24 protein-coding genes are annotated in these 22,655 nt (G+C 60.2%); 9 read left to right on the top strand and 15 right to left on the bottom strand.

Annotation, left to right across the window (positions count from 1 at the left end; all coding sequences use genetic code 11):
• Positions 1 to 26 precede the first annotated feature (26 nt).
• Genes R3E82_00995 through R3E82_00985 form a run of 3 tightly spaced genes read left to right on the top strand, consistent with a single transcriptional unit; the run spans position 27 to position 2,991 of the window.
• Positions 27 to 1,079: a Gfo/Idh/MocA family oxidoreductase gene (locus tag R3E82_00995; protein ID MEZ5549443.1), complete on the top strand. Its 1,053-nt coding sequence runs from the start codon at positions 27 to 29 to the stop codon at positions 1,077 to 1,079.
• Positions 1,076 to 1,840 carry a TIM barrel protein gene (locus R3E82_00990; protein ID MEZ5549442.1) on the top strand — a complete coding sequence of 255 codons (765 nt, stop codon included), beginning with the start codon at positions 1,076 to 1,078 and terminating at the stop codon, positions 1,838 to 1,840. The genes R3E82_00995 and R3E82_00990 overlap by 4 nt, the downstream gene beginning before the upstream one ends.
• Positions 1,837 to 2,991: a PLP-dependent aminotransferase family protein gene (locus R3E82_00985; GenBank protein MEZ5549441.1), complete on the top strand. Its 1,155-nt coding sequence runs from the start codon at positions 1,837 to 1,839 to the stop codon at positions 2,989 to 2,991. Before R3E82_00990 ends, R3E82_00985 begins: the two co-directional genes overlap by 4 nt.
• Positions 2,992 to 3,028: 37 nt before the next feature.
• Here the strand turns inward: R3E82_00985 and R3E82_00980 are convergent, their stop codons facing one another.
• Positions 3,029 to 3,412 carry a zf-TFIIB domain-containing protein gene (locus tag R3E82_00980; GenBank protein ID MEZ5549440.1) on the bottom strand — a complete coding sequence of 128 codons (384 nt, stop codon included), beginning with the start codon at positions 3,410 to 3,412 and terminating at the stop codon, positions 3,029 to 3,031.
• Between the two features lie 80 nt (positions 3,413 to 3,492).
• The gene (locus R3E82_00975) at positions 3,493 to 4,743 is read right to left on the bottom strand and encodes an acyl-CoA dehydrogenase family protein (GenBank protein ID MEZ5549439.1); all 1,251 of its coding nucleotides are present in this window, start codon (positions 4,741 to 4,743) and stop codon (positions 3,493 to 3,495) included.
• Between the two features lie 175 nt (positions 4,744 to 4,918).
• Here R3E82_00975 and R3E82_00970 point away from each other — a divergent pair, with 175 nt between their 5' ends.
• Positions 4,919 to 6,025: an MBL fold metallo-hydrolase gene (locus tag R3E82_00970; protein ID MEZ5549438.1), complete on the top strand. Its 1,107-nt coding sequence runs from the start codon at positions 4,919 to 4,921 to the stop codon at positions 6,023 to 6,025.
• A complete protein-coding gene (locus R3E82_00965) occupies positions 5,994 to 6,332 on the top strand; it encodes a hypothetical protein (protein MEZ5549437.1) in 339 nt (112 codons plus the stop codon). The genes R3E82_00970 and R3E82_00965 overlap by 32 nt, the downstream gene beginning before the upstream one ends.
• Here the strand turns inward: R3E82_00965 and R3E82_00960 are convergent.
• On the bottom strand, positions 6,314 to 7,192 hold the full coding sequence (locus R3E82_00960; GenBank protein MEZ5549436.1) for an MBL fold metallo-hydrolase: 879 nt from the start codon (positions 7,190 to 7,192) through the stop codon (positions 6,314 to 6,316). The genes R3E82_00965 and R3E82_00960 overlap by 19 nt on opposite strands.
• A 201-nt stretch (positions 7,193 to 7,393) precedes the next feature.
• Between R3E82_00960 and R3E82_00955 the strand changes: the two genes are divergently transcribed.
• Positions 7,394 to 9,202, top strand: coding sequence for a long-chain-acyl-CoA synthetase (locus R3E82_00955; protein MEZ5549435.1), 1,809 nt, complete (start codon positions 7,394 to 7,396; stop codon positions 9,200 to 9,202).
• 26 nt (positions 9,203 to 9,228) lie between these two features.
• Here the strand turns inward: R3E82_00955 and R3E82_00950 are convergent, their stop codons facing one another.
• The 4 genes from R3E82_00950 to R3E82_00935 all read right to left on the bottom strand — a co-directional run bounded on the left by R3E82_00950 (position 9,229) and on the right by R3E82_00935 (position 12,569).
• Positions 9,229 to 10,671, bottom strand: a complete 1,443-nt coding sequence (locus tag R3E82_00950) for an OmpA family protein (GenBank protein MEZ5549434.1) — start codon at positions 10,669 to 10,671, stop codon at positions 9,229 to 9,231.
• A 137-nt stretch (positions 10,672 to 10,808) separates the two neighbouring features.
• Complete coding sequence (locus R3E82_00945; GenBank protein ID MEZ5549433.1) at positions 10,809 to 11,354, bottom strand: sigma-70 family RNA polymerase sigma factor; 546 nt, start codon at positions 11,352 to 11,354, stop codon at positions 10,809 to 10,811.
• A gap of 33 nt (positions 11,355 to 11,387) precedes the next feature.
• On the bottom strand, positions 11,388 to 12,236 hold the full coding sequence (locus R3E82_00940; protein ID MEZ5549432.1) for a mechanosensitive ion channel: 849 nt from the start codon (positions 12,234 to 12,236) through the stop codon (positions 11,388 to 11,390).
• Positions 12,237 to 12,284: 48 nt separating this feature from the next.
• A complete protein-coding gene (locus R3E82_00935; protein ID MEZ5549431.1) occupies positions 12,285 to 12,569 on the bottom strand; it encodes a hypothetical protein in 285 nt (94 codons plus the stop codon).
• Positions 12,570 to 12,707: 138 nt separating this feature from the next.
• Here R3E82_00935 and R3E82_00930 point away from each other — a divergent pair, with 138 nt between their 5' ends.
• The gene (locus R3E82_00930) at positions 12,708 to 13,367 is read left to right on the top strand and encodes a hypothetical protein (protein MEZ5549430.1); all 660 of its coding nucleotides are present in this window, start codon (positions 12,708 to 12,710) and stop codon (positions 13,365 to 13,367) included.
• An 11-nt stretch (positions 13,368 to 13,378) separates the two neighbouring features.
• Here the strand turns inward: R3E82_00930 and R3E82_00925 are convergent, their stop codons facing one another.
• From R3E82_00925 to R3E82_00900, 6 genes are all read right to left on the bottom strand, one after another.
• Positions 13,379 to 14,056: a lytic transglycosylase domain-containing protein gene (locus R3E82_00925; protein ID MEZ5549429.1), complete on the bottom strand. Its 678-nt coding sequence runs from the start codon at positions 14,054 to 14,056 to the stop codon at positions 13,379 to 13,381.
• 547 nt (positions 14,057 to 14,603) lie between these two features.
• A complete protein-coding gene (locus R3E82_00920; protein ID MEZ5549428.1) occupies positions 14,604 to 15,611 on the bottom strand; it encodes a TIGR03617 family F420-dependent LLM class oxidoreductase in 1,008 nt (335 codons plus the stop codon).
• A 58-nt stretch (positions 15,612 to 15,669) separates the two neighbouring features.
• Entirely contained in the window at positions 15,670 to 16,677 is a 1,008-nt protein-coding gene (locus R3E82_00915) for a TIGR03617 family F420-dependent LLM class oxidoreductase (protein ID MEZ5549427.1), read from the bottom strand.
• Positions 16,677 to 17,378, bottom strand: a complete 702-nt coding sequence (locus R3E82_00910) for a histidine phosphatase family protein (protein MEZ5549426.1) — start codon at positions 17,376 to 17,378, stop codon at positions 16,677 to 16,679. The genes R3E82_00915 and R3E82_00910 overlap by 1 nt, the downstream gene beginning before the upstream one ends.
• A gap of 28 nt (positions 17,379 to 17,406) precedes the next feature.
• Positions 17,407 to 18,261 carry an enoyl-CoA hydratase-related protein gene (locus tag R3E82_00905; GenBank protein ID MEZ5549425.1) on the bottom strand — a complete coding sequence of 285 codons (855 nt, stop codon included), beginning with the start codon at positions 18,259 to 18,261 and terminating at the stop codon, positions 17,407 to 17,409.
• Positions 18,262 to 18,288: 27 nt separating this feature from the next.
• A complete protein-coding gene (locus tag R3E82_00900; protein ID MEZ5549424.1) occupies positions 18,289 to 19,272 on the bottom strand; it encodes an LLM class flavin-dependent oxidoreductase in 984 nt (327 codons plus the stop codon).
• A gap of 109 nt (positions 19,273 to 19,381) precedes the next feature.
• Here R3E82_00900 and R3E82_00895 point away from each other — a divergent pair, with 109 nt between their 5' ends.
• Positions 19,382 to 20,434, top strand: a complete 1,053-nt coding sequence (locus R3E82_00895; protein ID MEZ5549423.1) for a phosphotransferase — start codon at positions 19,382 to 19,384, stop codon at positions 20,432 to 20,434.
• Between the two features lie 54 nt (positions 20,435 to 20,488).
• Here R3E82_00895 and R3E82_00890 read toward each other — a convergent pair whose 3' ends face one another.
• Positions 20,489 to 21,529 carry an LLM class F420-dependent oxidoreductase gene (locus tag R3E82_00890; GenBank protein MEZ5549422.1) on the bottom strand — a complete coding sequence of 347 codons (1,041 nt, stop codon included), beginning with the start codon at positions 21,527 to 21,529 and terminating at the stop codon, positions 20,489 to 20,491.
• 30 nt (positions 21,530 to 21,559) lie between these two features.
• Positions 21,560 to 21,898: a glutathione S-transferase N-terminal domain-containing protein gene (locus R3E82_00885; protein MEZ5549421.1), complete on the bottom strand. Its 339-nt coding sequence runs from the start codon at positions 21,896 to 21,898 to the stop codon at positions 21,560 to 21,562.
• Positions 21,899 to 21,946: 48 nt separating this feature from the next.
• On the opposite strand from R3E82_00885, the gene R3E82_00880 reads away from it, so the two are divergent.
• A complete protein-coding gene (locus R3E82_00880) occupies positions 21,947 to 22,651 on the top strand; it encodes a thiol:disulfide interchange protein DsbA/DsbL (GenBank protein MEZ5549420.1) in 705 nt (234 codons plus the stop codon).
• Positions 22,652 to 22,655 lie beyond the last annotated feature (4 nt).

Below are 22,655 nucleotides of genomic sequence, written 5' to 3'. Positions count from 1 at the left end.
GTACGATACCTTATCGGGAGGACCCAATGAGCACAATCAACGTCGGACTGATCGGCGCCGGCCAGATCGCCGCACTGACTGCAAAGGACTTCGGCCGGCACCCGCAGTCGCGCATTCTTGCGGTGGCAGATGTGAATCGCGAGCGGGCTTCTGCACTGGCAAGCCAGGTAGGCGCAGAAGCGGCATACACGAAAACCGAAGATCTGCTGGCACGGGACGATATCGATGCTGTGTACATCGCGGTGCCCAATGCTCACCACGAAGCCCTGGCAAGAATGGCCCTGGCCGCAAACAAGCACGTTCTTCTGGATAAACCCTTCGCCATTGATCAGCATGCGGCAGAGCGCATCATTGCCACCGCCAGATTGAGCGATCGTCACCTGATGGTGGGCATGAATCAGCGTTTCGAGCGCAACGTGCAGCGCGCGCGCAATCTCTGCGCGGACGGTCGGCTCGGCGGGATCTATCATGTCAAAGCCTTCTGGCGCAGACGCGCAGGCATTCCGCGGCTGGGCAGCTGGTTCACAAACAAGTCCATGGCCGGGGGTGGCGCACTGCTGGATATCGGCGTCCATGTACTGGATGTGGCCATGCATCTGCTTGATGATTTCAGTCCGGTTTCCGTGAGCGGCGCGACCTTCACCCGCTTCGGCCAACGCGGGCTGGGAGAAGGGGGCTGGGGAATCTCGGAACGGGAATTTGACACCTTTGATGTCGATGACTTCGCCACCGCGCTGATCCGCATGGAGAGCGGGGCTGTGATCAGCCTCGAGGCCGCCTGGGCCATGCACCAGCGGAGCGGCACGGACCACGATGTGATTCTGCACGGCGAGAATGCCAGCCTGGCAGTATTTGCTGACGAACTCTACGAGGCAGGCGATGCGTCCGACTATCGCATCCTGCAGCATCCACATACTGCAGCCATCCGCTTCCCCCACTGTTCGAGAGTTCACCACTTCATCAACGTACTGCTCGGTGAGGAACAACCTCTGATCAGCCTCACCCAGGCACTGGCCGTGCAGCGGGTGCTGGATGGCATTTACGAATCATCAGTCACCGGCCGGGAGATCATCCTTTGAAACCCATCTCCGTGCAGCTCTACTCGCTGCGCAAAGAAAGCAAAACCGATATCAGCGCTGTCCTGCGCGAGCTTGCGGATATCGGCTACAGCGGTGTTGAGCCCTTCAACCTGTTCGGAAAGCCACCACGGGAATTCCGCCAGGCGGTCGAGGCCCTCGGCATGAAGATCTCCTCGAGCCACTTCCCCTGGGCGAACAGCAGACCCATTGCCGAGGTTGTGGACGTGCTCGGTGAACTCGGCCTGAAACGCGCGGCCGGGGGTTTCGCACCGGAAGATTTCGAAGATGAAGACGCGATCCGGCGCACGGCGGAAACCACACAGAAACTCATCGATGATCTGGCACCCCATGGACTGACCCTGTTTCTCCACAACCACTGGTGGGAATTCGCGCTGGTCGATGGGCGTCCGGGCTATCACCTGCTGCAGGAACTGGTCCCGGACGTACAGTTCGAGATCGACACCTACTGGGCGGCCAATTTCGGCGCCTGCGATCCTGCGGAGGAAGTCGCCCGGGTCCGCGCTCGCACTCCGCTGCTGCACATCAAGGATGGGCCACTGGAGCAGGGCAAAGCCCATGTCGCCGTCGGCAGTGGCAGCATGGACATACCCGCCGTTATTGCCGCTGCGGATCCGGAAGTTCTGGAGTGGCTTGTGGTGGAGCTCGATCAGTGCGACACGGACATGATGGCGGCAATACGCGACAGCTTCATCTATCTCACCACCGAAAAACTCGGACACTGCCGGGAGCAGAAATCATGAGCATCCGTTACGACTTCGGCAGCGGCCGATCCAACCCTGACACTTTCCCACTGAAGGCACTCCAGGATGCCGCCGTGCGCGCCCTTGCCAGGGAGGCGAAGGCGCTCAACGACTATCCCGGCAAACTCGGCTATGCGCCCTTGCGCGCAGCCATGGCCCGGCGTGAGTCGGAACGGGAAGGTGTGGAGGTGAATCCGGATCATCTGGTGATCACCAACGGTTCCATGCAGGCCGTTACCCTCACGGCCGAAGCCCTTCAGGAGGCTCCGGGAGATGCAATCATCCTCGAGGAATTCAGCTACCCGGGCACACTGTCCGCCTATCGCAGTCTGCGCTTCGACATGCACGCCATACCGCTGGATGCGGACGGCATGCGCCCGGATCACCTCGCATCGACCCTGGAAAAACTCACTGGCGCCGGCCGTAAACCCCGTTTCATTTACACCATCAGCACCTATCAGAACCCCACCGGGGTCACCATGTCCCGCGCCCGCCGTCTGGAGGTGATTGCGCTGGCGAAGCGCTACGATGTGCCTCTGATCGAAGACAACTGCTATGGCGACGTCCACTACGACGGTCCAGTACCCCCCGCCATCTATGCACTCGACCCGGATCCCCGTCACATCTATCTGTGTTCACTTTCAAAAATCCTCGCACCCGGTCTGCGCCTCGGCTACCTGCTCGCGCGACCGCCCATGCTCGAGCGCATCCTCGCCCGTCGCCACGACGCCGGCAGCAATACCCTGGCCGCCGCCATTGTCGCGGAGTTCTACAGCGAGGGGATCTGGGAACACACGAAAATGGGCAACGATGCACTGCGCATCAAGCGGGATCTGACAATTCAGGCCCTGGAGAACGAGCTGCAGGATCAGTGTGTGTGGTCGAATCCTGCCGGTGGTCTGTTCGTGTGGGTGCGTTTACCGGAGGATGTGGATCGCAGCAGGCTAGCGAAACTTGCGGCAGAGCGTGGCCTCGCCTATCTGCCGGGCGCCGCTTTTCACTACAGCGGCGCAGACGTGCCTTATCTGCGCCTGGCATTCGGTCATCTGCAGGAGGCCGAAATCCGGGAAGGTATCCCTCTGCTCGCCCGCTGCATACGGGAATCCCGCAGAAGTAACGAACGGCGGACGTTCAGCAATCTTTTCGATTAAGCAATCTTTTTGATTCAATGGTGCCACCGATCCGGGATCAGCCTTTGCGTCGACCCTTCACAAAGTCACGCACCCGGTCCATCAGCGTGTCATATTTCAGATCGGTGAATTCACCTGCATCGAAAAACATGCCATTGCAGGTCGGACAGGATTCGTACCAGATGTGTGTCTGTTTAGCGTCTGCCTTCTTGTCCATCAGGGTTCCGTCTTCCGGGCACTTGATGTCCGCAAGCTGATTCAAAGCCGATCCGAGCTTGGGATCTCCGGAATCCAGCACCGCCTCGGACATCCACTCTTTTTTCATTTCGAGCAGAACCTGAGGCTTACACCAGAGACCGCCGCAATCCGAGCAGCGGTGCACGGTGATTTTTCGGCCATAGGTCTTTGCCTGAAGCGATCCCGGACACTTAGGACATTGCATCGTCTACTCCCACTTTAGTTTCCTCCCACAAACAGCCCCGAACTGTAGCATCCCGAATGGCTACCGGGTACCGGACGGACTCAGTTGCCGAAGTCCCAGGTCTCTCCCGCGTGATAGCGGCGCAGAATGATTTTCGCCATGAGTATCTTGTGTACTTCATCCGGACCATCCGCGATCCGGAGCGTCCTGGCGCCCTGATACATGCCCGCCAGAGGCAGATCACCAGACACACCGGCGGCGCCATACACCTGAATCGCCCGGTCTACCACCCGATGATAGGCCTGGGGCACAAATACCTTGATCGCGGATATGTCGGTCCGGGGGTCCGCCCCGCTTTCCATTTTCTCCGCGCAGTGAATGGTCATGAGTCGCGCACTCTGAATGTCCATGTAGCTTTCCGCGACGAAGCCCTGCATGAACTGCTTCTCTTCCAGCTTCTCACCGCCATGCACTTCACGGGTCATGAGCCGGTCGATCATCAGGTCGAAGGCGCGCCACATGGAACCGATGGAGTTCATACAGTGATAAACACGACCCGCACCCAGGCGGTCCTGAGCAGCCTGGTGTCCGGTCCCTGTGCGTCCGAGCTGATTTTCCTTCGGCACCCGCACGTTGTCATAGATGATCTCGCAATGACTGGACGCTCTGCCCCAGACCGGAACCCCGCGCACTATGTTCACCCCCGGGGTTTTCTTCGGCACGATGATCTGGGTCATTTTCTCGTTGGCACCACCCGGATCGTCCGGATCCGAGGTACGGCACATCACAATGTAGAAATCCGCCGCATGGCCGTTGGAGGTAAACCACTTATGGCCATTGATCACCCACTCATCGCCGTCAAGTTCCGCACGGGTGGTGAGTGAGCGCGGGTCCGAACCCGGATTGTGGGGTTCGGTCATGGAGAATCCGGACTGCATGGTCCCGTCTGTCAGGGGCTTGAGCCACTTCTCGTGCTGGTCGGGTGTACCGTACTTCGCCAGTATTTTCTGATTACCCGAGTTCGGTGCGACCACCCCGAACAGGGAAGCTGCGCCCGGGCTGTAGGAGAGCACCTCGTTCATGTAGGCATGCTGCATGAAGGTCAGACCCATGCCGCCGAATTCTCTCGGCAGGTGGGGGGCCCACAGACTGGCCTTCTTGACCGTGTTCTGGATGTGCAGCCGCAGCTCGCCCGCTTCTTTCTTGGCCTGGTTCGGTGCGTTCGCGCTGTCGGTCATCCAGCCCCACAACTTACCTTCGTTGGGCAGAATGTCCCGGTTCACGATTTCGGCAGTGCCCAGGCGGATCTCGTTGACCTCGTCATCGAGTGTCGGCACAGGTTTTACGTTCATTGACATGGTGATTCCCCCCTAATGGAACTCGACAGTAGCGGCAAATCTACTGGATCCCCCCCGCTTTTGCACTCGAACCAGCCCGTGAGGGCCTGCTCTTGCGCCAACAGAGACCTGCGGGTGCTGCCGGCAAGTCGCTATACTGGCTGCTTTTCCGGATCCCAAGGAGGTCGCGGTGAGCGGTCTGACCTATCCCTACGCCGAGCACCCCAAACCGGGCACTACCATCGAACTGGCCCCGGGGGTTCGCTGGCTGACCATGCCCATGGGCGGGGGGTCGCTCAACCATATCAATCTCTACCTGATCGAAGACACCCAGGGCTGGTGGGTGGTGGATACCGGCCTGTCTCTGCCTCAGACCGCCGAGCTGTGGCATGAGATCTTCGCAAAGGAGCTGGGTGGTCGACCGGTGGTCGGGGTGATCTGCACTCATATGCACCCGGACCATATCGGCCAGGCACTGATGATCACCGATCACTTCCGCTGCCCCCTGTATATGACCAGGGCCGAGTACTACCAGGCACGGACATTTTCCTCGGGTGGGCCGTCTTTCCAGTCGAGCTGGCTCGGACGCACCTTCTACGAGCGGGCCGGCATGCCTGCCGACTACCTCGAAGGGCTGCGCAAAGCCTGGGAAGCACGCTCCTCAGAGGGCATGTCCGTATCCGAAATGCCATCCGGCTATGTGAGGCTCGAAGATGGCCAGGTGCTCACCATCGGCGGTCGGGACTGGCGCATCATGGTGGGTTCCGGGCATTCTCCCGAACATGCCTGTCTGTACTGCGCGTCGATAAAAATACTGATTTCCGGCGACCAGATCCTGCCGGTGATCACCAGCAATGTGAGCGTGCACCCGACAGAGCCGGAAGCGAATCCGTTGAAGGTCTGGATGGAGTCTCACGACCGCTTCCTCAGCATCCCGGCAGACACTTTCGTGCTGCCCGCACACAATCTGCCGTTTTTCGGCGTCAGAGAGCGGTTGCGCCAGCTTATCGGGCACCACGAAGACCGCATGCTGGCCATCGAAGAACACTGTGTGCAGCCGGCAACTGCCAGAGAGCTGCTTCCCGTGCTGTTTGCCCGCCGGCTGGATCCCCGGCAGATGATGATGGCGCTCGGCGAGGCCATTGCGCACGTGCACCTGCTTCTGCATCGCAACCGCCTGGAGCGCAACCTCTCAGAGGACGGCTGCTTCCGCTACCTGTCTATCGACCCGGACCTGAAACGACGCGCGCATCCGGATCTGCACGATGCGCCAAGCGATGGTCCTGTGCTGGTATGACCGGGCACGGATAGAGCTTCAGGCAATGAACAAGACCGAGCTTGCTCAGAAGATCGCAGGCTGGATGTACAGAGTGCTGCACTGGGGCAACACGCACGTGCCACCCGGCTTCCGGACGCTGCTGGGCTTCCTCTTCATGATCGGCGGCGTGTTCGGATTTCTGCCCGTACTCGGATTCTGGATGCTGCCACTGGGGGTGGCATTCGTCGCACTGGATGTCCCTCCCGCCCGGCGCCGCCTGAACATCTGGATGATCTCTCTGCATCGCAAGGCGGCCTTCGACGACGATCACGTCGACCTCATCTGACCCACGTCCAGCCAGTAGCCGCCTTCCGGCAGGCGCCGGATATGTCCGGCCGTCGGTGTGGCGAAATGGGTGCCGATGACAAGTACGTCCCCATCCGCGTAGTCGTCCAGCAGCTTTTCACGGGTGCTCCGACCCTCGGCCTTGTCGTAGTCCGCAGATGAACACCAGTCCGTGCGGGTCATCTGCACAGGATGGTGAATACAGTCGCCGGTGATCAGGGCTTCCGCTCCTTCTGAACGGATGTGCACGCTGATGTGTCCGGGTGTATGCCCGGGGGTCGGTTCGAGCTGCACTTCGGTACAGACCTCGTGGTGCCAGTCCACCAGATCTACCAGGCCGGCATCCACCACCGGCTGTATCGAGTCAGCAAAGATCCCGTCGTTGAGCCCGCCCGCATCCTCGGCGGACCAGTATTCGAACTCCTTTTTTCCGAGCAGATAGCGGGCGTTCGGAAACGTCGGCAGCCATCGTCCATCCACCAGCATCGTATTCCAGCCCACATGGTCCACGTGCAGATGAGTGCAGAGCACCGTGTCGATGGACTCTCGCGGATAACCGGCAGCTGCCAGGTCCGCCAGGAAGGCGGTCTGCAGATTCGTCCACGCAGGAACCGATCGCACCTTGTCATTGCCGATGCAGGTATCAACAATGATGCGCTGCTCTCCCGTGTCCACCACCAGCGCATGCACGCTCATGATCAGATTACCCGCCGCATCCATGAAGTGGGGCTGCATCCATCCGATAGGCAGACAGGCCTCCCGGGTAGCATCCGGCAGAATGAACCGGCTCCCCCCGGTCGCCTCGATCTCCACGATCCGGGTCACCCGAACCCTGCCGATCTGCCACTGATTCTCTGTCACGCCCGGATCTCCCTGTTGTCCTGAATGCACTTCCCCAGAAGCTGTCCGCAGAAGCTGTCCGCAGAAGCTGTCCGCAGAAGCTGCGGATACCGGACCCGAGGATGCCACAATACGCTTGATGGGGGGAATCGCGACAGCTATGGTTCTCCGACCCCCCGATTTAAGGGGTTGAGATCGAAAAAGGGGAGAGTTGGGGAAACCATGGGTATTGTCGATACTGTCCGCACCGTTGCTCAGGTACCTACACTGCTGGCGCTGAAGAAAGGCATGCAGCCACGTTCTGCGGACGAGCGCGACTGTTTCGCCGCACAGGTCCAGCGCAATGCTCAATCCTTCCCCGATCGTACTGCACTGATATTCGAAGGCAGGCAGCAGACCTGGTTGGAATTCAATGCCCAGGCCAATCGCTACGCGCACGCCTTCGCAGCCCAGGGGCTGCAGAAAGGCGATACCGTATCCGTGATGATGGAAAACCGCATAGAGTTTCTCGCCGTGATCGTCGCACTCAACAAGCTGGGCGTCACCGCCGCGCTGATCAATACCAATCTGCGGGGCAGGCCGTTGACTCATTGCGTGTCGGTCACCAGCTCCCGGAAATGCGTGTTCGGCGAAGAGCTCGGGGACGCTTTACACGAAATCAAAGAAGACCTCGACCTTGAAGAGGGAACCGACTACCTGTTCGTACCCGACGCAGGCAGCCAGGCTGCCCCGAACTGGGCTACCAACCTCGATCAGGCGGCCGAAGGACTGCCTGTCAGCAATCCCGACGAAGTGGAGACCGTCAGCCTGCGGGACAACGCCCTCTACATATTCACCTCTGGCACCACCGGCCTGCCGAAGGCTGCGGTAATGAGCAACCGGCGCTTTCTGGCGAGCGCGGGGTTGTCACACAAGGCGCTTTTCAAATGCACCGAGAAGGACCGCATGTACGTGTGCCTGCCCCTCTACCATGCCACTGGACTGATGATCGGAGTCGGCGCCGCTATTTCATCCGGCGCCAGTGTATTCATCCGCCGCAGGTTCTCGGCCAGCAACTTCCTGCCTGAGGTGCGTGAACACAACACCAATCTGCTCATCTATATCGGCGAGTTGTGCCGCTATCTCATGAACACGCCGGCAAAACCCGATGATGCCAGAAACCCGCTGACCACCATGACCGGCAACGGCCTGCGTCCTGATATCTGGATACCGTTCAAGAAGCGTTTTGGCATCAAGCGCATCAGTGAGTTCTACGGTGCGAGCGAAGGCAACGTGGCATTTGCCAATCTGCTGAATAAGGACTGCACAGTGGGCATGACGTCTTCGACCATTTCCCTGGTCAAGTACGATGTTCACAACGACACCATCGTCCGGGATTCTGAAGGCCACTGCATTGCTGCTGATCCGGGTGAACCCGGCCTGCTGCTGGGTCAGATCAATGAAACGGCTGTGTTTGAAGGTTATACCGATCCGGAAGCCACCGAGAAGAAAATCATCCGTAATGCCTTCGAGACCGGGGATGCCTGGTTCAATTCCGGCGATCTGATGAAACAGGTCGACGTGGGTTACTCCATGGGATACCCGCATTACCAGTTTGTGGATCGGGTGGGTGATACCTTCCGCTGGAAGTCAGAAAACGTTTCAACCAACGAAGTGGGCGAGATCCTCAACAGTTTCCGCCAGATCCGCTTTTCCAATGTCTACGGCGTGCCCGTACCCGGTGCCGACGGTAAAGCAGGGATGGCCGCACTGACATTGAAGGAAGGCGAGTCTGAGCTGGATATCGAAGCCTTCTCAGATTTCGTGCGTAAGGAACTGCCCGCCTACGCCCAGCCGGTTTTCCTGCGGGTGCAGGGAGACCTCGATGTGACCGGCACCTTCAAAATGGTGAAAGGCGATCTGCGGGAGCAGGCCTACGACCTCGACAAGGTCAGCGACACGCTCTACGTACTCAAGCCCGGTGCAGCCAGATACGTACCGCTGGATCGGGAATTTGCTGCGCTGATCTCCCGCGGTGAAGCCGGGTACTGAGTGCGACCCGGCTCCACAGGGGCACGCTACATGCTGGGATAGATGACCACGTCGATTCGCCGGTTCTTCCTCCGGCCTTCCACGGTCTCATTATTCGCAACCGGCTTGGTTTCGCCGAATCCGAGCGCAGACACCAGTGCGGGTGAGATCGCGCTGTTGGCGATGAGATAGCTGGCCACCGCGTCTGCCCGGGCTGTTGACAGCCTGTGATTGAGATCGTCCGCGCCGTGGGAATCCGTATGGCCCTCGATGATCAGAGGGCTTTCAGGGAACTGTCCAAGCGCCTCGATCAGCGTGGTGAGCAACGGATAGTGGCGTGTCAGCACATTCGAACTGCCGCTGTCGAAATTCAATCCGATCATGCGTATCACAATCCGGTCTTCCACCCTCAGCACCTGCGCTTCATCGTCCTTGAACAGCGCTTCGATCCGGCGGATGCGCTCGGCCTTGCGCTGCTGCTGGGCGAGTTGCTGATTCAGCCGCTCCCGCGCAGCGTTCTGCCCGCCCAGTTCACTGGTCAGCAGCTCGATCTGTGCATTGCTGTCTGCCATGCGTACACGCAGTTCATCACGTTCCTGCACCAGCGATTTGATGGAGGCTGCCAGCGTGTCGATCGCGAGGTCAGGACCATTATCGTAGAACACCGCAAGATCCAGCTCGTCTGCAAGCCGGTTGATCTGGTTTTCCCACTCCATCAGCACACTCTCAACGCTTTCGTCACGGTCCTGGATCTGCTTGACGACCTTTGTCACGTAGCGCGCATGCTTCGCGTAGTGCAGCGAGCTGCTGGCAAGGTTTCTGGGTTTGTCGGTGTCGTAGCGATTCTGCGCCAGTTCCGTGCGGGCCTGATTGAGCAGATCTACTGCGAACTGATAAGACAGTGGCGCATAGCGTCTCGCACCTTCATCGGCCGCCTGCGCGATGACCCGATCCGTTTCCGCCATCACCGAGGTATCGATGGCTTCGAGTTCCGCAGCCCGGTAAGCGGCCTCCGCGTTTCCTGCGTTGCGCGCCACTCGACGGGTGCTGTTCTTCTCCAGGGTAGTTACCGCATCATAGAAAGCAGTTTCGCCCTCTTTCCACAACTTGTTAGCGAATTCTTCCGCACCACTGGCTTCCGCATCGAGCCTCGCCTCGTATGCCGCGGCCACTTCGGTTGCCGCCTTCTGAGCCGCACTGCGCGCCGCATCGAACCCGCTCTGGGCCTGTTCAAGCAGAGAGCGGATCCGCTCCAGCTTGCCGCCCGCTTCGAACTCCTTCTCGGCCCGCCTGTAGGCTTCCGCCGCTTTTGCATAGGTAGTCGGCGCAAGCACACTGGCCTTCGCCGCGTTGGCACCCTCGAGCGCGGTGTTTGCCGCACCGAATACCGGACCTCGCAACGACTCGCGCAGATCTTCCGCCTGTACCGCGCAGGAAGCCGAAACCAGCAGGGCCAACACCACGACCCGCCACCAGGTGAACATTCTCATTTCCATCACTCCAAAATTTCTGATCAACGACCGGCAGCTTCTGATGAGCCGGCCGGACAAACCTGCAGCAGACGCCTGCGTTGCTCCCCTGAACATAAGTACTGCTCCGGATTCACAGGATTCCGCGTCCGTCACCGTCACTCCTGCGCTTCATCAGGCTCGATCCGGAGTCTGACTTTCTCAAGTGCCCGGTAGTAGCGCATCTTGGTCGCACTGATGCCAAGTCCCACCACTTCGGCAATCTGATTGAATTCCAGATCCTGCAGTATTTTGAGACTCACGATGGACCGTTCCAGCACTGACAGCCCGGCAAGCATGACCCCGAAATCTGCATCGGACTGCTCCGGATCAGGAGAGTCCCAGACCTGTTCCTCGGAGAACGCATAGTACTTCTCACGCTCCCGGCGTTCCTTCGCCAGATGTGACCGGGTCACATTGGTGGTGATCCGGGCCAGCCAGGCGGGAAATCGGTCTACGTCTTCCAGTTTCGGCAGACCGTGCATCACCCGCATCAACACGTCCTGGGTAATGGTATCCGCCGCGTCGCGATCACCGAGCATCGACAGGGCCAGGTATCTTATCGAGGAATACTGCCCGGCGGCGAGGCTTTCGAATGCCCGCATGCCATAAGGCAGCTCTTTACGTGCCTGCACGACCAGTTCCCGCTGTTCAGAATCCCACATGAAACTGCGAGGAGTCGAAATGCTTATTACAGGCTACTGGCCGTGCAGGCGGGTGACAGTGGCGTTGACGACTTCCGCGTTTGGCAGGGTAATCAGATCACCGGACTCGGTACGAAGTTCCAGCTTCACCGCCGTCACCTGGGTGACCGTGCCACTCACCGCTCCGATCACCAGGCGGTCTCCTTCACGGTAAAGCTCACGGGCATAGGTGCCTGCCAGAATATTGCCCGCGACTTCCCGTGAACCCAGTCCGAACGCCAGCGCCGCGGCACCTCCCAGAGAAATCAGCAGGATGGCGATAACCTGGTTGAGGATCTCGGTCTCGAGTTCGAGCTGACCGATCGCCAGGGTAACGACGATGATGACCAGCAAACCGTAAGCTGCACCACCCAGGCCACCGGCAGACTCAATGCCGAGACTCTCGGCACCGCCAACGATAAGGGCGCGGACAAACTGAGCGATGAACAGACCGACAAGCAGTATGAACGCAGCGCCCAGCACTTTCGGCAGATACTGCACAAAAGTGTCGATGGTGGCAGAAACCCGGGGCAGGCCCAGTGTCTCGGTCGCGGAGACCAGGAATGTCAGCATCAGCAGCCAGAACACCAGCCGGGAGAGCATAGCGCTCACGTCGAGCCGGATACTGGCGCGATCGAGCACAGTGCGCACCCCCACCCGCTGGCTGAAATCGTCGATGTGAATCGCCACCAGCAGCCTGCGCGTGAGCGTTCCAAGCAGCCGGGCAAGCGCGTAGCCGATCAGCAGAATCACGAAGAAGGCGAGCAGGTTCGGTATGAAACCGGCGACCTTCGTCCAGAGCGCTGTCATCGAATTCAGCAGTGTGTTTCCCCACAGATTCAGCGAATCCACCGTATCTGTCATACCCGTCTCCATCCTGTTTTCAGCCGATCGATCATTCGCTATCCGGGTCTACGGGTGACCTTCGTCCCTGTCGGGCATCGCCAGTGGTGCTGGACCCGGCTGGACCGAACGGGCCTGAACTCTGTTGAAAATCGTAGCCACCAGCGCAAGCATCGTGGTGAGCATGTGTGCGAAGCCGAAGCTCACAACGTCCCGCAACCCGACTTCCCGACGGGCACGACGCATGAGCAGACTCAGATCGGGCTGATCTTCGACCGCCCTGCCATCCAGACTCGCTTCGCGCAATCTGACTTCGATCGCGTCGAGATGCTCGGACCCTTCTTCTCGCGACACGTTCCGATCGTTCCCACTGTCAACTGGCGACATCTTAACGGCTTCCCGCATAGGCCTATAGACGACCCCGTCGGACAGGGCCGGGTCACACTCGCGCTGGAGGTGTGACCACCAGGGGAAATCGGTAGTCTCAGCAGCATGGACAGAAATCTGCAATCCGGTCGATCCACAGCCAGCTTCCGGGTACTGGCATTTCTGCTGCTCAGCCAGGGGACATTCTGGACAGCCTCCAGCAGCATGGCAGCGGAACAGGGTTCTGCCGAGCAGGCAGACCAGGAGATACGCCAGATTCGGGACGCTTTTGTCGAATTTCTCTCGCCACAGATCGAGAAGGCGAATTCATTCATCCTGAAAGATCGGCGCCGTGTGCTGAGCACCCGCCAGCTGGTATTGAATCGACTGGCCCTTACCCGCAGCCAGAGAGGCCAGTATCGCGGCATCTCGAATCGATACGGCATTCCCTTCAGAGCCGATCCCAGCCTTGCGGACGTGGATCGCCTGCTGCTGAGAGTGGACGAAGTCCCCCAGGCAATCCTCCTCGAACGGGCGGCCGCGGTGTCGAACTGGGGGGCCTCCCCCCGGGCACGTCAGACCGGAAATTTCTTCGCACTGCAGTGCCGCAGGGGCATCTGCAGGCTGCAGCCGGACACCGCACCGGGCACACCACTGTCGCGCTTCTCTTCCTCACTGGAAGCCACCCGCGCTTACGCCCACATGATCAACACCCAGCCCGAGTTCGAATCCTTCCGGGTGGCGCGCGCAAACAGTCGCGCGGCCAGAGGAACCAGACGCTCCTAGGGAACCGCTGACTAGAGTGGAAAGTTGACCAGATGCGCCCGGTAACGGTCGATCTTGGTCACGTACCGCGAGGGGGTACGCATCTCACTGCTGTTTATGCCGACGTTGTAGGCCTGCAGGGCGCAGGAGGTGTCATCGTCACAGCGCTCTTTCAGATGTGAAAGAACCTGGGCGCCGCAATAGATGTTCTCAGCCGGATCATGAAGATTGGTGGAACCGCAGAAACCTTCCCAGTACTCGGGGCGCACCTGGGCGGGTCCGATGGCGCCGACGGAAGAGCGGGCGTGTTTACGGAAAGAGCTTTCGGTGAGAACCAGGCTGGCGAGCAGTTCCGGCTCCAGGCCCTGTCGTTCCGAAGCCTCCAGAATCCACCCGGCAAATTCATTGGCCGTGGACCGGCCCACGCCGAAGGCCTGGCTGACTTTGTATCCGAACGCGTCGACCTCGGACTTCCAGGGTACCGCTGTCCGCTCCATGGCGGGCACGGCAAATGCGATCCGCTCGAAGCCCGGGTGAATTTTCAGCACCGGTACCGCACTCGCCACGCAGAGTGCGAAAGCCACGAGGAGAAGCTGGATTTTCATGAGGATGCGGGCGCCGGTCGGCAACAGTGCCCAGATCGAGCGCACTCTCGCCAGTTTCAGCTCGAGTAAGGCTTTCGGATATTCAAGTCGGCTCAGTTTCGACATTCGGTCGTTCTACCTTTTATGTTTAACCCAGGTCTGTGTAACCCTGGCGATCCGTTTCCCGGTTCCTCAGATAACCGTTGTTCGGATCGCATTCAGGCTGACCTTGCGCAGCAGAGACGATCCTGATGGGTGAGCCTATGGACTCCAGTCTGACTGGCGGCTGAACGGACTCCACACGGATTCCTGCCCCAGTCCACCTGCTCTCACCCCTTCGAACCCTTCCGGGTTCCTGTTCTTATCCTTCGAACCCTTCCGGGTTCATGTTCTTTATCCGGTGCTCAGTCCAGGGCAGTTAATCCCGGGAGTGCACTGAACGAACGCGGCAATTTTACTGATGTTGCATCACACAATAAACCGGGAAAGACGCACATTCCTTCCTGATCCGGTGTTGGGTGTGTACCGGCCATGTAACAAAACGTAAAGTAAATAGTTGCTATCATCAAACACCGCAAAAACTCGGACAGGCTCCGGGCGGAACCTGCCAGATGTTCTCACCAACTATGAGAAATTGGTCTAACCAGCGCTTTCGATAGCTGTAATCGCCCGATCAGCCCGCCCGCAGAGCAGAAATGATCTGATGCCGCTGTTCGGCACTCGATACCGGAAAAGTGGCCGATGTGCGGTCAGTGAAGCTGCCGTAGCGCCGCAGCATTTCCGGCGCGATCTGATCCGGTGTGCCGACGACCGCGAAGGCGTTGAGGATGTCGTCGGTGATCAGGTTGCCCATCTCCTTCCAGCGGCCCTGCTTGGACATGGTGTTGAGCTCCCCCTGCAGTTCGCCTACCCCGATGGACTCGAGCACCCCACGATACGCCGGCGTGGAGCCGTAAAAGGCGATCCGCTCCTTCGCCGCGGTTCTGGAGGCTTCGAATTCCGCCTCATCCCGCCCGGTGACTACGAAGTTCGAGTAAGAGATTTCGAATCCGTCCCGTTGCCTGCCGGCCCTGGCCAGTCCCTTCTCGATGGCGGGCAGGGTCACCGACTCGATATAGGGCAGTGTGCTGAAGGGGTGGATGATCATGCCGTCGGCAACCTCCCCGGCAACCTCGGTCATGTGCGGGCCGACCGCCGCCAGGATCACCTTCGGCGCACCATAGGTCTTATCCTGGGGGGTGAAGGCCGGCGTCATGAGCGTGTGGGTGTAGTACTTGCCGACGAAGGCAAGCGCCTCCCCCTCGTACCAGTTCGCCCAGATTGCCCGCATCGCCAGCACCAGTTCCCGCATCTGCGCCGCCGGCGCACCCCACTGCATGCTGAAACGTTTGGTTATGTGGGGCTTGATCTGGGAGCCGAGGCCCAGAGTGAACCGGCCCTTGGAGTAGGCGTTGAGATCATGGCCGATGTTCGCGAGGTTCATCGGGCTGCGCGCGAAGGCCACGGCGATGGAGGTGGCGAGCTCGAGTCGCTCGCTGTGCTCGGCGGCGAGCAGCAGCGGGAAGAAGGGGTCGTGGTTCATTTCGGCGGTACGCACCCCGTCATAGCCGGCCGCCTCGAGCTCACGGATCTGGGCGGGAATTTTTTCCAGCTGATGGCCAATGCCGGTATCGACTTTCATGGTTGTACTCCTTTTGATGTGTTCTGAACGGGGACCGACCCGGGAACGCCTGATCCGGTCAGGCGGCGGTCAGCCGGGCGATGATATCGGCGCGATCGTCTTTCGAAATGTTCGCGTAGGCCGCAGAAGTCCGGTCGACGATATCGCCATAGCGCTCGAGCACTTTGCCCGCAATCTGCTTCGGCTCGCCGATGATCGCAAAAGCCTCCAGCATGTCGTCGGTAATCAGGGTGCCCATCTCGACCCAGCGACCCTGCTTGGACATGCCATTCAGCTCGGTCTGCAGTTCACCTGCTCCGATGCTTTCGAGTACCGGCCGGTAGGCGGGTGTGGAACCATAGAAGGCGATCTGCTGTTTGATCGCTTTCTTCGATTCGGCGAGTTCCTTTTCATCTGTGCCGGTGGCAACGAACACCGGATAGCTGATCTCGAATTCGCTGCGCTTGCGGCCCGCTTTTGCAAAGCCCCGCTCCAGTGCGGGCAGGGTCGTCTCGCGCAGGTATTTCTCGGTGGTGAAGGCGTGGATGATCACCCCGTCCGCCACCTCGCCGGCGACCTCGGTCATCATCGGCCCGACCGCCGCCAGAAACACCCGGGGTGCCCCGAATTCGTTGTTGGTCGGAGTGAAAAAAGGCGTCATCAGGGTGTGGGTGTAGAACTTGCCGGTGAAAGCCAGCGGCTCTCCCTGGTGCCAGCTGGCCCAGATGGCGCGCATCGCCAGAATGAATTCACGCATGCGGGCGGCCGGTGCGGACCAGGGCATGCTGAAGCGCTTGCTGATGTGGGGCTTGATCTGTGATCCGAGGCCAAGAACAAAGCGTCCCTGGGAGGCGGCATTGAGATCGTGACCGATGTTGGCCAATGTCATCGGCGATCGCGCAAAGGCCACCGCGATCGAGGTCATGAGGTCTACGCGCCGGGTGTTCTGTGCTGCGATGAGCAGCGGAAAGAAGGGGTCGTGGGACGTCTCCGCACTGAGAATGCCCGAGTATCCCATCGCCTCGAGTTCCCGGGCCTCGGCACCGACCTTGTCGAGCTGCCAGCCGATTCCGCCGTCTACTTTCATCAGGTGCCTCCGGTTGATGGATCTCTTACCCGCAGCGTGTCGGCTGCGCGCAGCCGGTCGATTGTTTCACTGTAGGTTTGGTGAAGCAAACCAGCCCGGGGACCGTCGCCTGCCACGTAGTGGTTGACCACCACACCACCTGGTGTGAAATCGAACCGGTACAGAAGGTCGTTCGGGTGCAGCGTGGTCACGGTTTCTGCCTCGGTCAGCCCCAGCAGACGGCCCGCGATGACCCGGGACATCACCTGGTGTGTCACCACGACCACCCTGCGGTCTGAGCCTGTGAGCAGGCGATCCACCAGCGCTGCACAGCGCCGGGACATATCGGCAAGATTCTCGCCACCGGGGGGACGGAAATGGTAGGGCTCGCTGATCCGCGCCTGCCAGGCCTGGGGATCTTTGCGGGCAATTTCGCTCATGGTCAGCCCGGACCAGTCGCCGATATCCCGCTCCAGCAGCGCATCCTCATAGTGCACCCGGGTTTTCACATGGGCGTTAATGAGTGCCGCCGTGGCACGTGTGCGCCCGGCACTCGAGACAAACAGGGCATCGATCCCGCCAACCGCGCCAAGAAGACGACCATGAGCGTCTGCCTGCTCAGTCCCCTGCGCAGTCAGGGCGGAATCGAGTCGACCCTGCATGCGCCCTTCGACATTCCAGACCGTCTGGCCATGTCGTACCAGGAAGAGCGTTCTGAGCATCGTCAAAGGGCAGGCCCCGACCGCACCCTCATTTTTTCGCGTCTTGATCGCCGCCGGAATCCTGCCGTGTGCGGTAGTCGCCGAAGGCCGCATCCCGCTTCGACAGTGCATCCGTGAGGCCGGAACGCAGTTCTGCCAGGTGCGCCTGGGTGGTGCGGGTGAAGGTCGCCAGCTGCTGCATTTCGGTTCCCGCCCGGATACCCGCGCGGATCCCCATGGCGTCCATCTGACGATGCACGGCGCGTTTGTTGATCTGCTGCAGATCCGAGGGAACCCTGGCCACCCGTTCCGCAATTGCCAGAACCTCGGCTTCGAGATCGCCTGCAGGAAACGCGCGATTCGCAAACCCGCACGCCACCGCTTCCACACCGGACATGTGATCCCCGGTGAGCATCATTTCCATTGCCCTGCGCAGGCCCACAATCCAGGGATAGAACTGGTTGTCCGGCGGGCTGATGGAACGCACTACCGGGTAGCCGATCATCGCATCTTCGGCAACGTAGACCAGATCGCAGGCTGTCGCGAGTTCGGTACCCCCCGCGAGACAGTAGCCGTGTACCTGAGCGATCACGGGCTTGGCGAGATCCCAGATATGAAAAAAACCTTCCACCACATGGCGCGGCCAGTTGCCGAGACCCGGCGCGGTATAGAAAGGCTGATCTCTGCTGACATCCGACTTGAGATCGTAGCCGGCAGAAAAACAGCTTCCCGCACCACGCAGAATGGTTACCCGAATCTGGGGATCCACATCCGCCGCTTCCAGCGCTGCAAAGAGCTCGGCGCGCAGCTCGTTCGACAAAGGATTGCGTTTGTCCGGACGATTGAGCGTGATCCGCCGCACCTGGGGGCGGGGATCATCAATGATGATTTTCTGCTCACTCATCGCCTTCAGGCCTTTTTGAACTCTGCGCTAGCGCAGTTGAAAGCGATCCGCGGTGAAGGCCCGGAAGGTCCTGTCGAGATCCGCCTGACTGGCCGCCATGGGTGCGATGATATGAGTGTGCACCCCGCCGTCCGCATCCGCCTGGATCCGTTCCCGGATCTCGTCTTCGGTGCCGATGATCGCGATCTCATCGATGAGATCATCGCTCAAGGCGCCGGAAGTCCTGTCACGATCCTTTGCTGCCCAGCCTTCGGTGATCTGATCCGCCGCAGCTGCGAAGCCCGCCCAGGCGAGAAACTTGTTGTATACGGGAGTCGCGTAGTACGGAGCGAACGCGGCCCGGAAGATGTTGCGGCCTGCCACTTTATCGTCGGTCGCCAGCACCATCGCCCGATTGACAATTTCCACATCCTGCCAGCGTTTGCCCGCGCGCTCTGCACCGATACGCACGTGTTCCATCATCTTCGGCAGCACACTGCGGGGCCAGAGATTGAAAATCACACCGTCTCCCACTTCCGCTGCCATCTCGATCATTTTCGGACGCAGCGCGCCGATGTAGATGGGTGGCGGATTTTCCAGAGGCGCCTGCCGGTAACCGTGACTGGAGACGGTCTCACCGCTGAAATCCGATTTGGCTCCGCTGAGCATGGAGCGGACCAGTTCAGCCGTCTCTTTCACCCGGGTGAGCGGTTTGTGCAGCGGAATGCCGTTCCAGCGACCCATGATCGTCTGACTCGATGAGCCCAGTCCGAGCACGAAGCGACCGGGGAGCACCTGACCCAGCACATTTGCGGAAGCCGCGAGCACCGCCGGGGTCCGGGTGTACACGGGGGTGACCGCAACGCCGATCCGGATCGAGCGTGTGTGATGCGCAACCGCCGCAATCTGGGTCAGGGAATCCGGTGCCCCGGAGTCGCTGAACCAGGCATCGGGAAAGCCATTGTCCTCCGCCCACTGCAACCGGGCGATGGTGTGCTCCAGGGACGGCCCCGCCGGAAGTGTGACCGCCAATCGCTTTTTCAGCGCCATATCGCCCCCTTCTCTGAATGAGCGGCAAGCGTCGCATTTTGCCTGGGGCCAGATCAAGCCGTATCCTTCGCCGTTCATTCCGGAGGCCCACATGAGCAACGTAGAACTGACCGCTGTGCGTGAGGCACACCGTTTCGACGAGGAACGGCTCGCCCGCTACCTGTCAGAGCAGATAGACGGCTTCGCAGGCCCCATGAGCGTGCGCCAGTTCGAAGGTGGTCAATCGAACCCGACCTTCCGGCTCGAAGCCAGCGGCCGGGCCTATGTGCTGCGCAAGCAGCCACCCGGCGAACTGCTGCCCTCCGCACACCAGGTGGACCGGGAATATCGTGTCATGCACGCCCTCGCCGATACGGATGTCCCGGTTCCCCGGATGTACACCCTCTGCGAAGACACGGCCATCATCGGCACCAAATTCTATGTCATGGAGATGGTGCAGGGCCGCCTGTTTACCGAAAACCTGCTGCCGGGACTGACCCCGGATGAGCGACGCGCCATCTACAACGACCTGGCACGCGTGCTGGCACACCTGCACCAGGTGGACGTGAAAGCTGTCGGTCTGGAGACTTTCGGCCGCCCCGGCAATTACTACGAACGCCAGGTCGGCCGCTGGAGCAAGCAGTACATTGCCTCGAAAACCGACGAGATCGTCGAGATGGACAGGCTGATGGAGTGGCTGCCGAAGAACATCCCTGGTCAGCACCGCTCGGTGATCGTGCATGGCGACTACCGCCTGGGCAACACCCTCATCCACCCCACAGAACCCCGCCTGGTTGCGGTGCTCGACTGGGAGTTATCGACGCTGGGCGATGGCCTCGCGGATCTGGGTTATCTGTGCCAGGACTACCACGCCGACGCCTACACGGGGCCGGGACTGTGGCAGGCGGATCTCGGCAAACTGGGCATTCCGACCGAGGCCGAATTCGTGGCCGAGTACTGCCGACATGCCGGTCTCGAAAAGATTGACAACTGGCCCTTCTATCTCATCTACAACATGTTCCGCTCAGCGGCCATCGTGCAGGGCGTTTACAAGCGCGGGCTGGATGGCAACGCCAGCTCTGATCGCGCCCTGGAATACGGCGCGATCGCCCGCCTGCGCGCAGAGCGCGCCTGGCGTCTGGTGGAGTCCCTGGAAAGCCTCTGAGCGGGCAGGAGCCCTGTAGAGGCTCCCCCCGGCTGGAGGCTTCCCCGGCGAACTTCAGAGCATGGTTTCCGCGACCAGAGCCAGGGCCTCGGGCTGCTGACAGCCGAGCAGCATGCTCGAGACATGACCCTTGCTGCCCGCCTCTTGCCAGCGCTGCAGACGATCCCGGATACGGTCCGCCGGACCAACCAGATGACAGGCATCGATCAGTTCCGCGGGCACCGCCGCCATGGCTTCGTCCTTGCGACCGGCGAGGAACAGATCCTGGACCTTCAGCGCGGCTTCTTCGAAACCCAGCCGCTTGGCGTAGTCGTTGTAGAAGTTCTTCTCGCGTGCGCCCATACCGCCGATGTACAGCGCCATGCTGCCGCGGATCGGCATCATGCACTGCTCCACGTCATCGCCCATGATCACTGTGACAAATGGCGCGATATCGAACTGGCTCAGATTCTTATCGCCACCGGCAGCCTTGAAGCCTTTGTCGATCGGCGCTTCGAAGACATGGTACTGCTCCGGGTCCATCCACACCGGAAAGAAACCATCGGCGACTTCGGCCGCAGCTGCGACACCCGCCGGGGTGATGGTCGCTGCAAAAATCGGAATCTCCTCGGTCGCCTGCAGAATGCTCTTCAGCGGCTTGCCCAGACCGGTGGCACCGGGCCCGCTGTAAGGCAGCTGATACATCTCGCCTTCGAAGGTGACCGGCCCCTTGCGGGCGAAGATCTGTTTCATGATCTGAACGTATTCCTTCAGGCGGGTGACCGGCTTGCCGTAAGGCACGCCGTGCCAGCCTTCCACCACCTGCGGACCCGATGCGCCGACACCACAGATGAATCGACCGCCGGACAGTTCCGACAGACTCATGGCTGTCATGGCCGCCATGGCGGGAGAACGCGCCGGCATCTGCATGATGGCGGTGCCGACTTTCATCTTCGTTGTCTGGGCAAGGATCCACGCAGCCGGTGTCACCGCATCCGAGCCATAGGCTTCGGCAGTCCAGATTGATTCGTAACCGAGATTTTCCGCATGCCTGATCGCATCGATCGGAATGCTCATCTTCCGTCCGGAGTATCCGGCAATCAGTCCAAGTTTCATGGTCACTTCCCCCGTGTTGTTGATTCGTTCTTAAGCTGTTCGTTCCTGGAGACGCTGGCGCAGATAGTCGATGATGTCCATCGATTCATATAACCAGCGAACCACACCTTCACGCTCAATTCGCAGGCAGGGCACCATGCCCATACCGCCACCTTCGAGTAACTCCCGCCGTGCCTCGGGATCGCGCACCGTATCGCGCAGGGTCACCTCGATGCCGGCCGCCTCGAAGCCGGACTCCTGCAGAAACTGGCGAACCCTGAAACAGAACGGGCAGCTGTCGAACTGGTAGAGCTGATAGGTTTCCACGGCGGGCTTGCGGCAGCAGATGACGGCCGCCGAGTATGCCACAACAGTTGAGAAAACAGCCACGCTCCCGGTTATCATTGCGGGCTCGTAATCCGGAACCTTAAAGTACGCATGGCCAAGAAAGCGGACACCAGAACCGCCCGCATACGTAACACCATTCTCATCTTTGTGGTGAGTGTCGTGATACTGGTGCTGGGCTGGGGAACCATCTACAGCACAGGCATCGTCGGCTCGGAGTTCGTGGAAGGCGACCACTACAGGCTGGTCGAAAATCCGCCAAGACGACGTCCCGCAGATCCGATCCTGGTGCAGGAGTTTTTCTCCTACGGTTGTGTGCATTGCCGCAACTTCGATCCACTGGTAGTGGAATGGCAGGCCACACTGCCCCAGGGGGTGACCTTCAAGCGCACACCAGCTGCGTTTTCGCCTATCTGGAGTCTGCTGGCACAGACCTATTTCACCCTCGATTATCTGGGCATCATCGACCAGAACCACGATCGCCTGTTCCGCCAGATCCACGACAATCGCGGGCAGTTCCTCTCCGCTGATGAAATCGCCGATTTCATCGCCGGTAACGGCACCACCCGGGAAGAATTTCTCCGGGCATTCAACTCTCCCCAGGTCCGGCGTGCTTTGCGGGACGCCGATGTCGAGATGCGCGAATTCGGTATCGCTTCTGTCCCCACTCTTGTCGTCGCCGGGAAATACGTGGTGACCATGGATCAGGGTAGAAAAACAGCGCTGGATATCGCCGACTATCTGATCGCACTCGAACGCGGCGACGGCAAAGCGGCAAAGGAGAACAGCACCGACTGACCGG

The sequence above is a fragment of the Pseudomonadales bacterium genome (genome assembly GCA_041395945.1).
Taxonomy (GTDB): domain Bacteria; phylum Pseudomonadota; class Gammaproteobacteria; order Pseudomonadales; family Azotimanducaceae; genus SZUA-309.
This window is presented reverse-complemented; position numbering and strand designations above follow the sequence as displayed.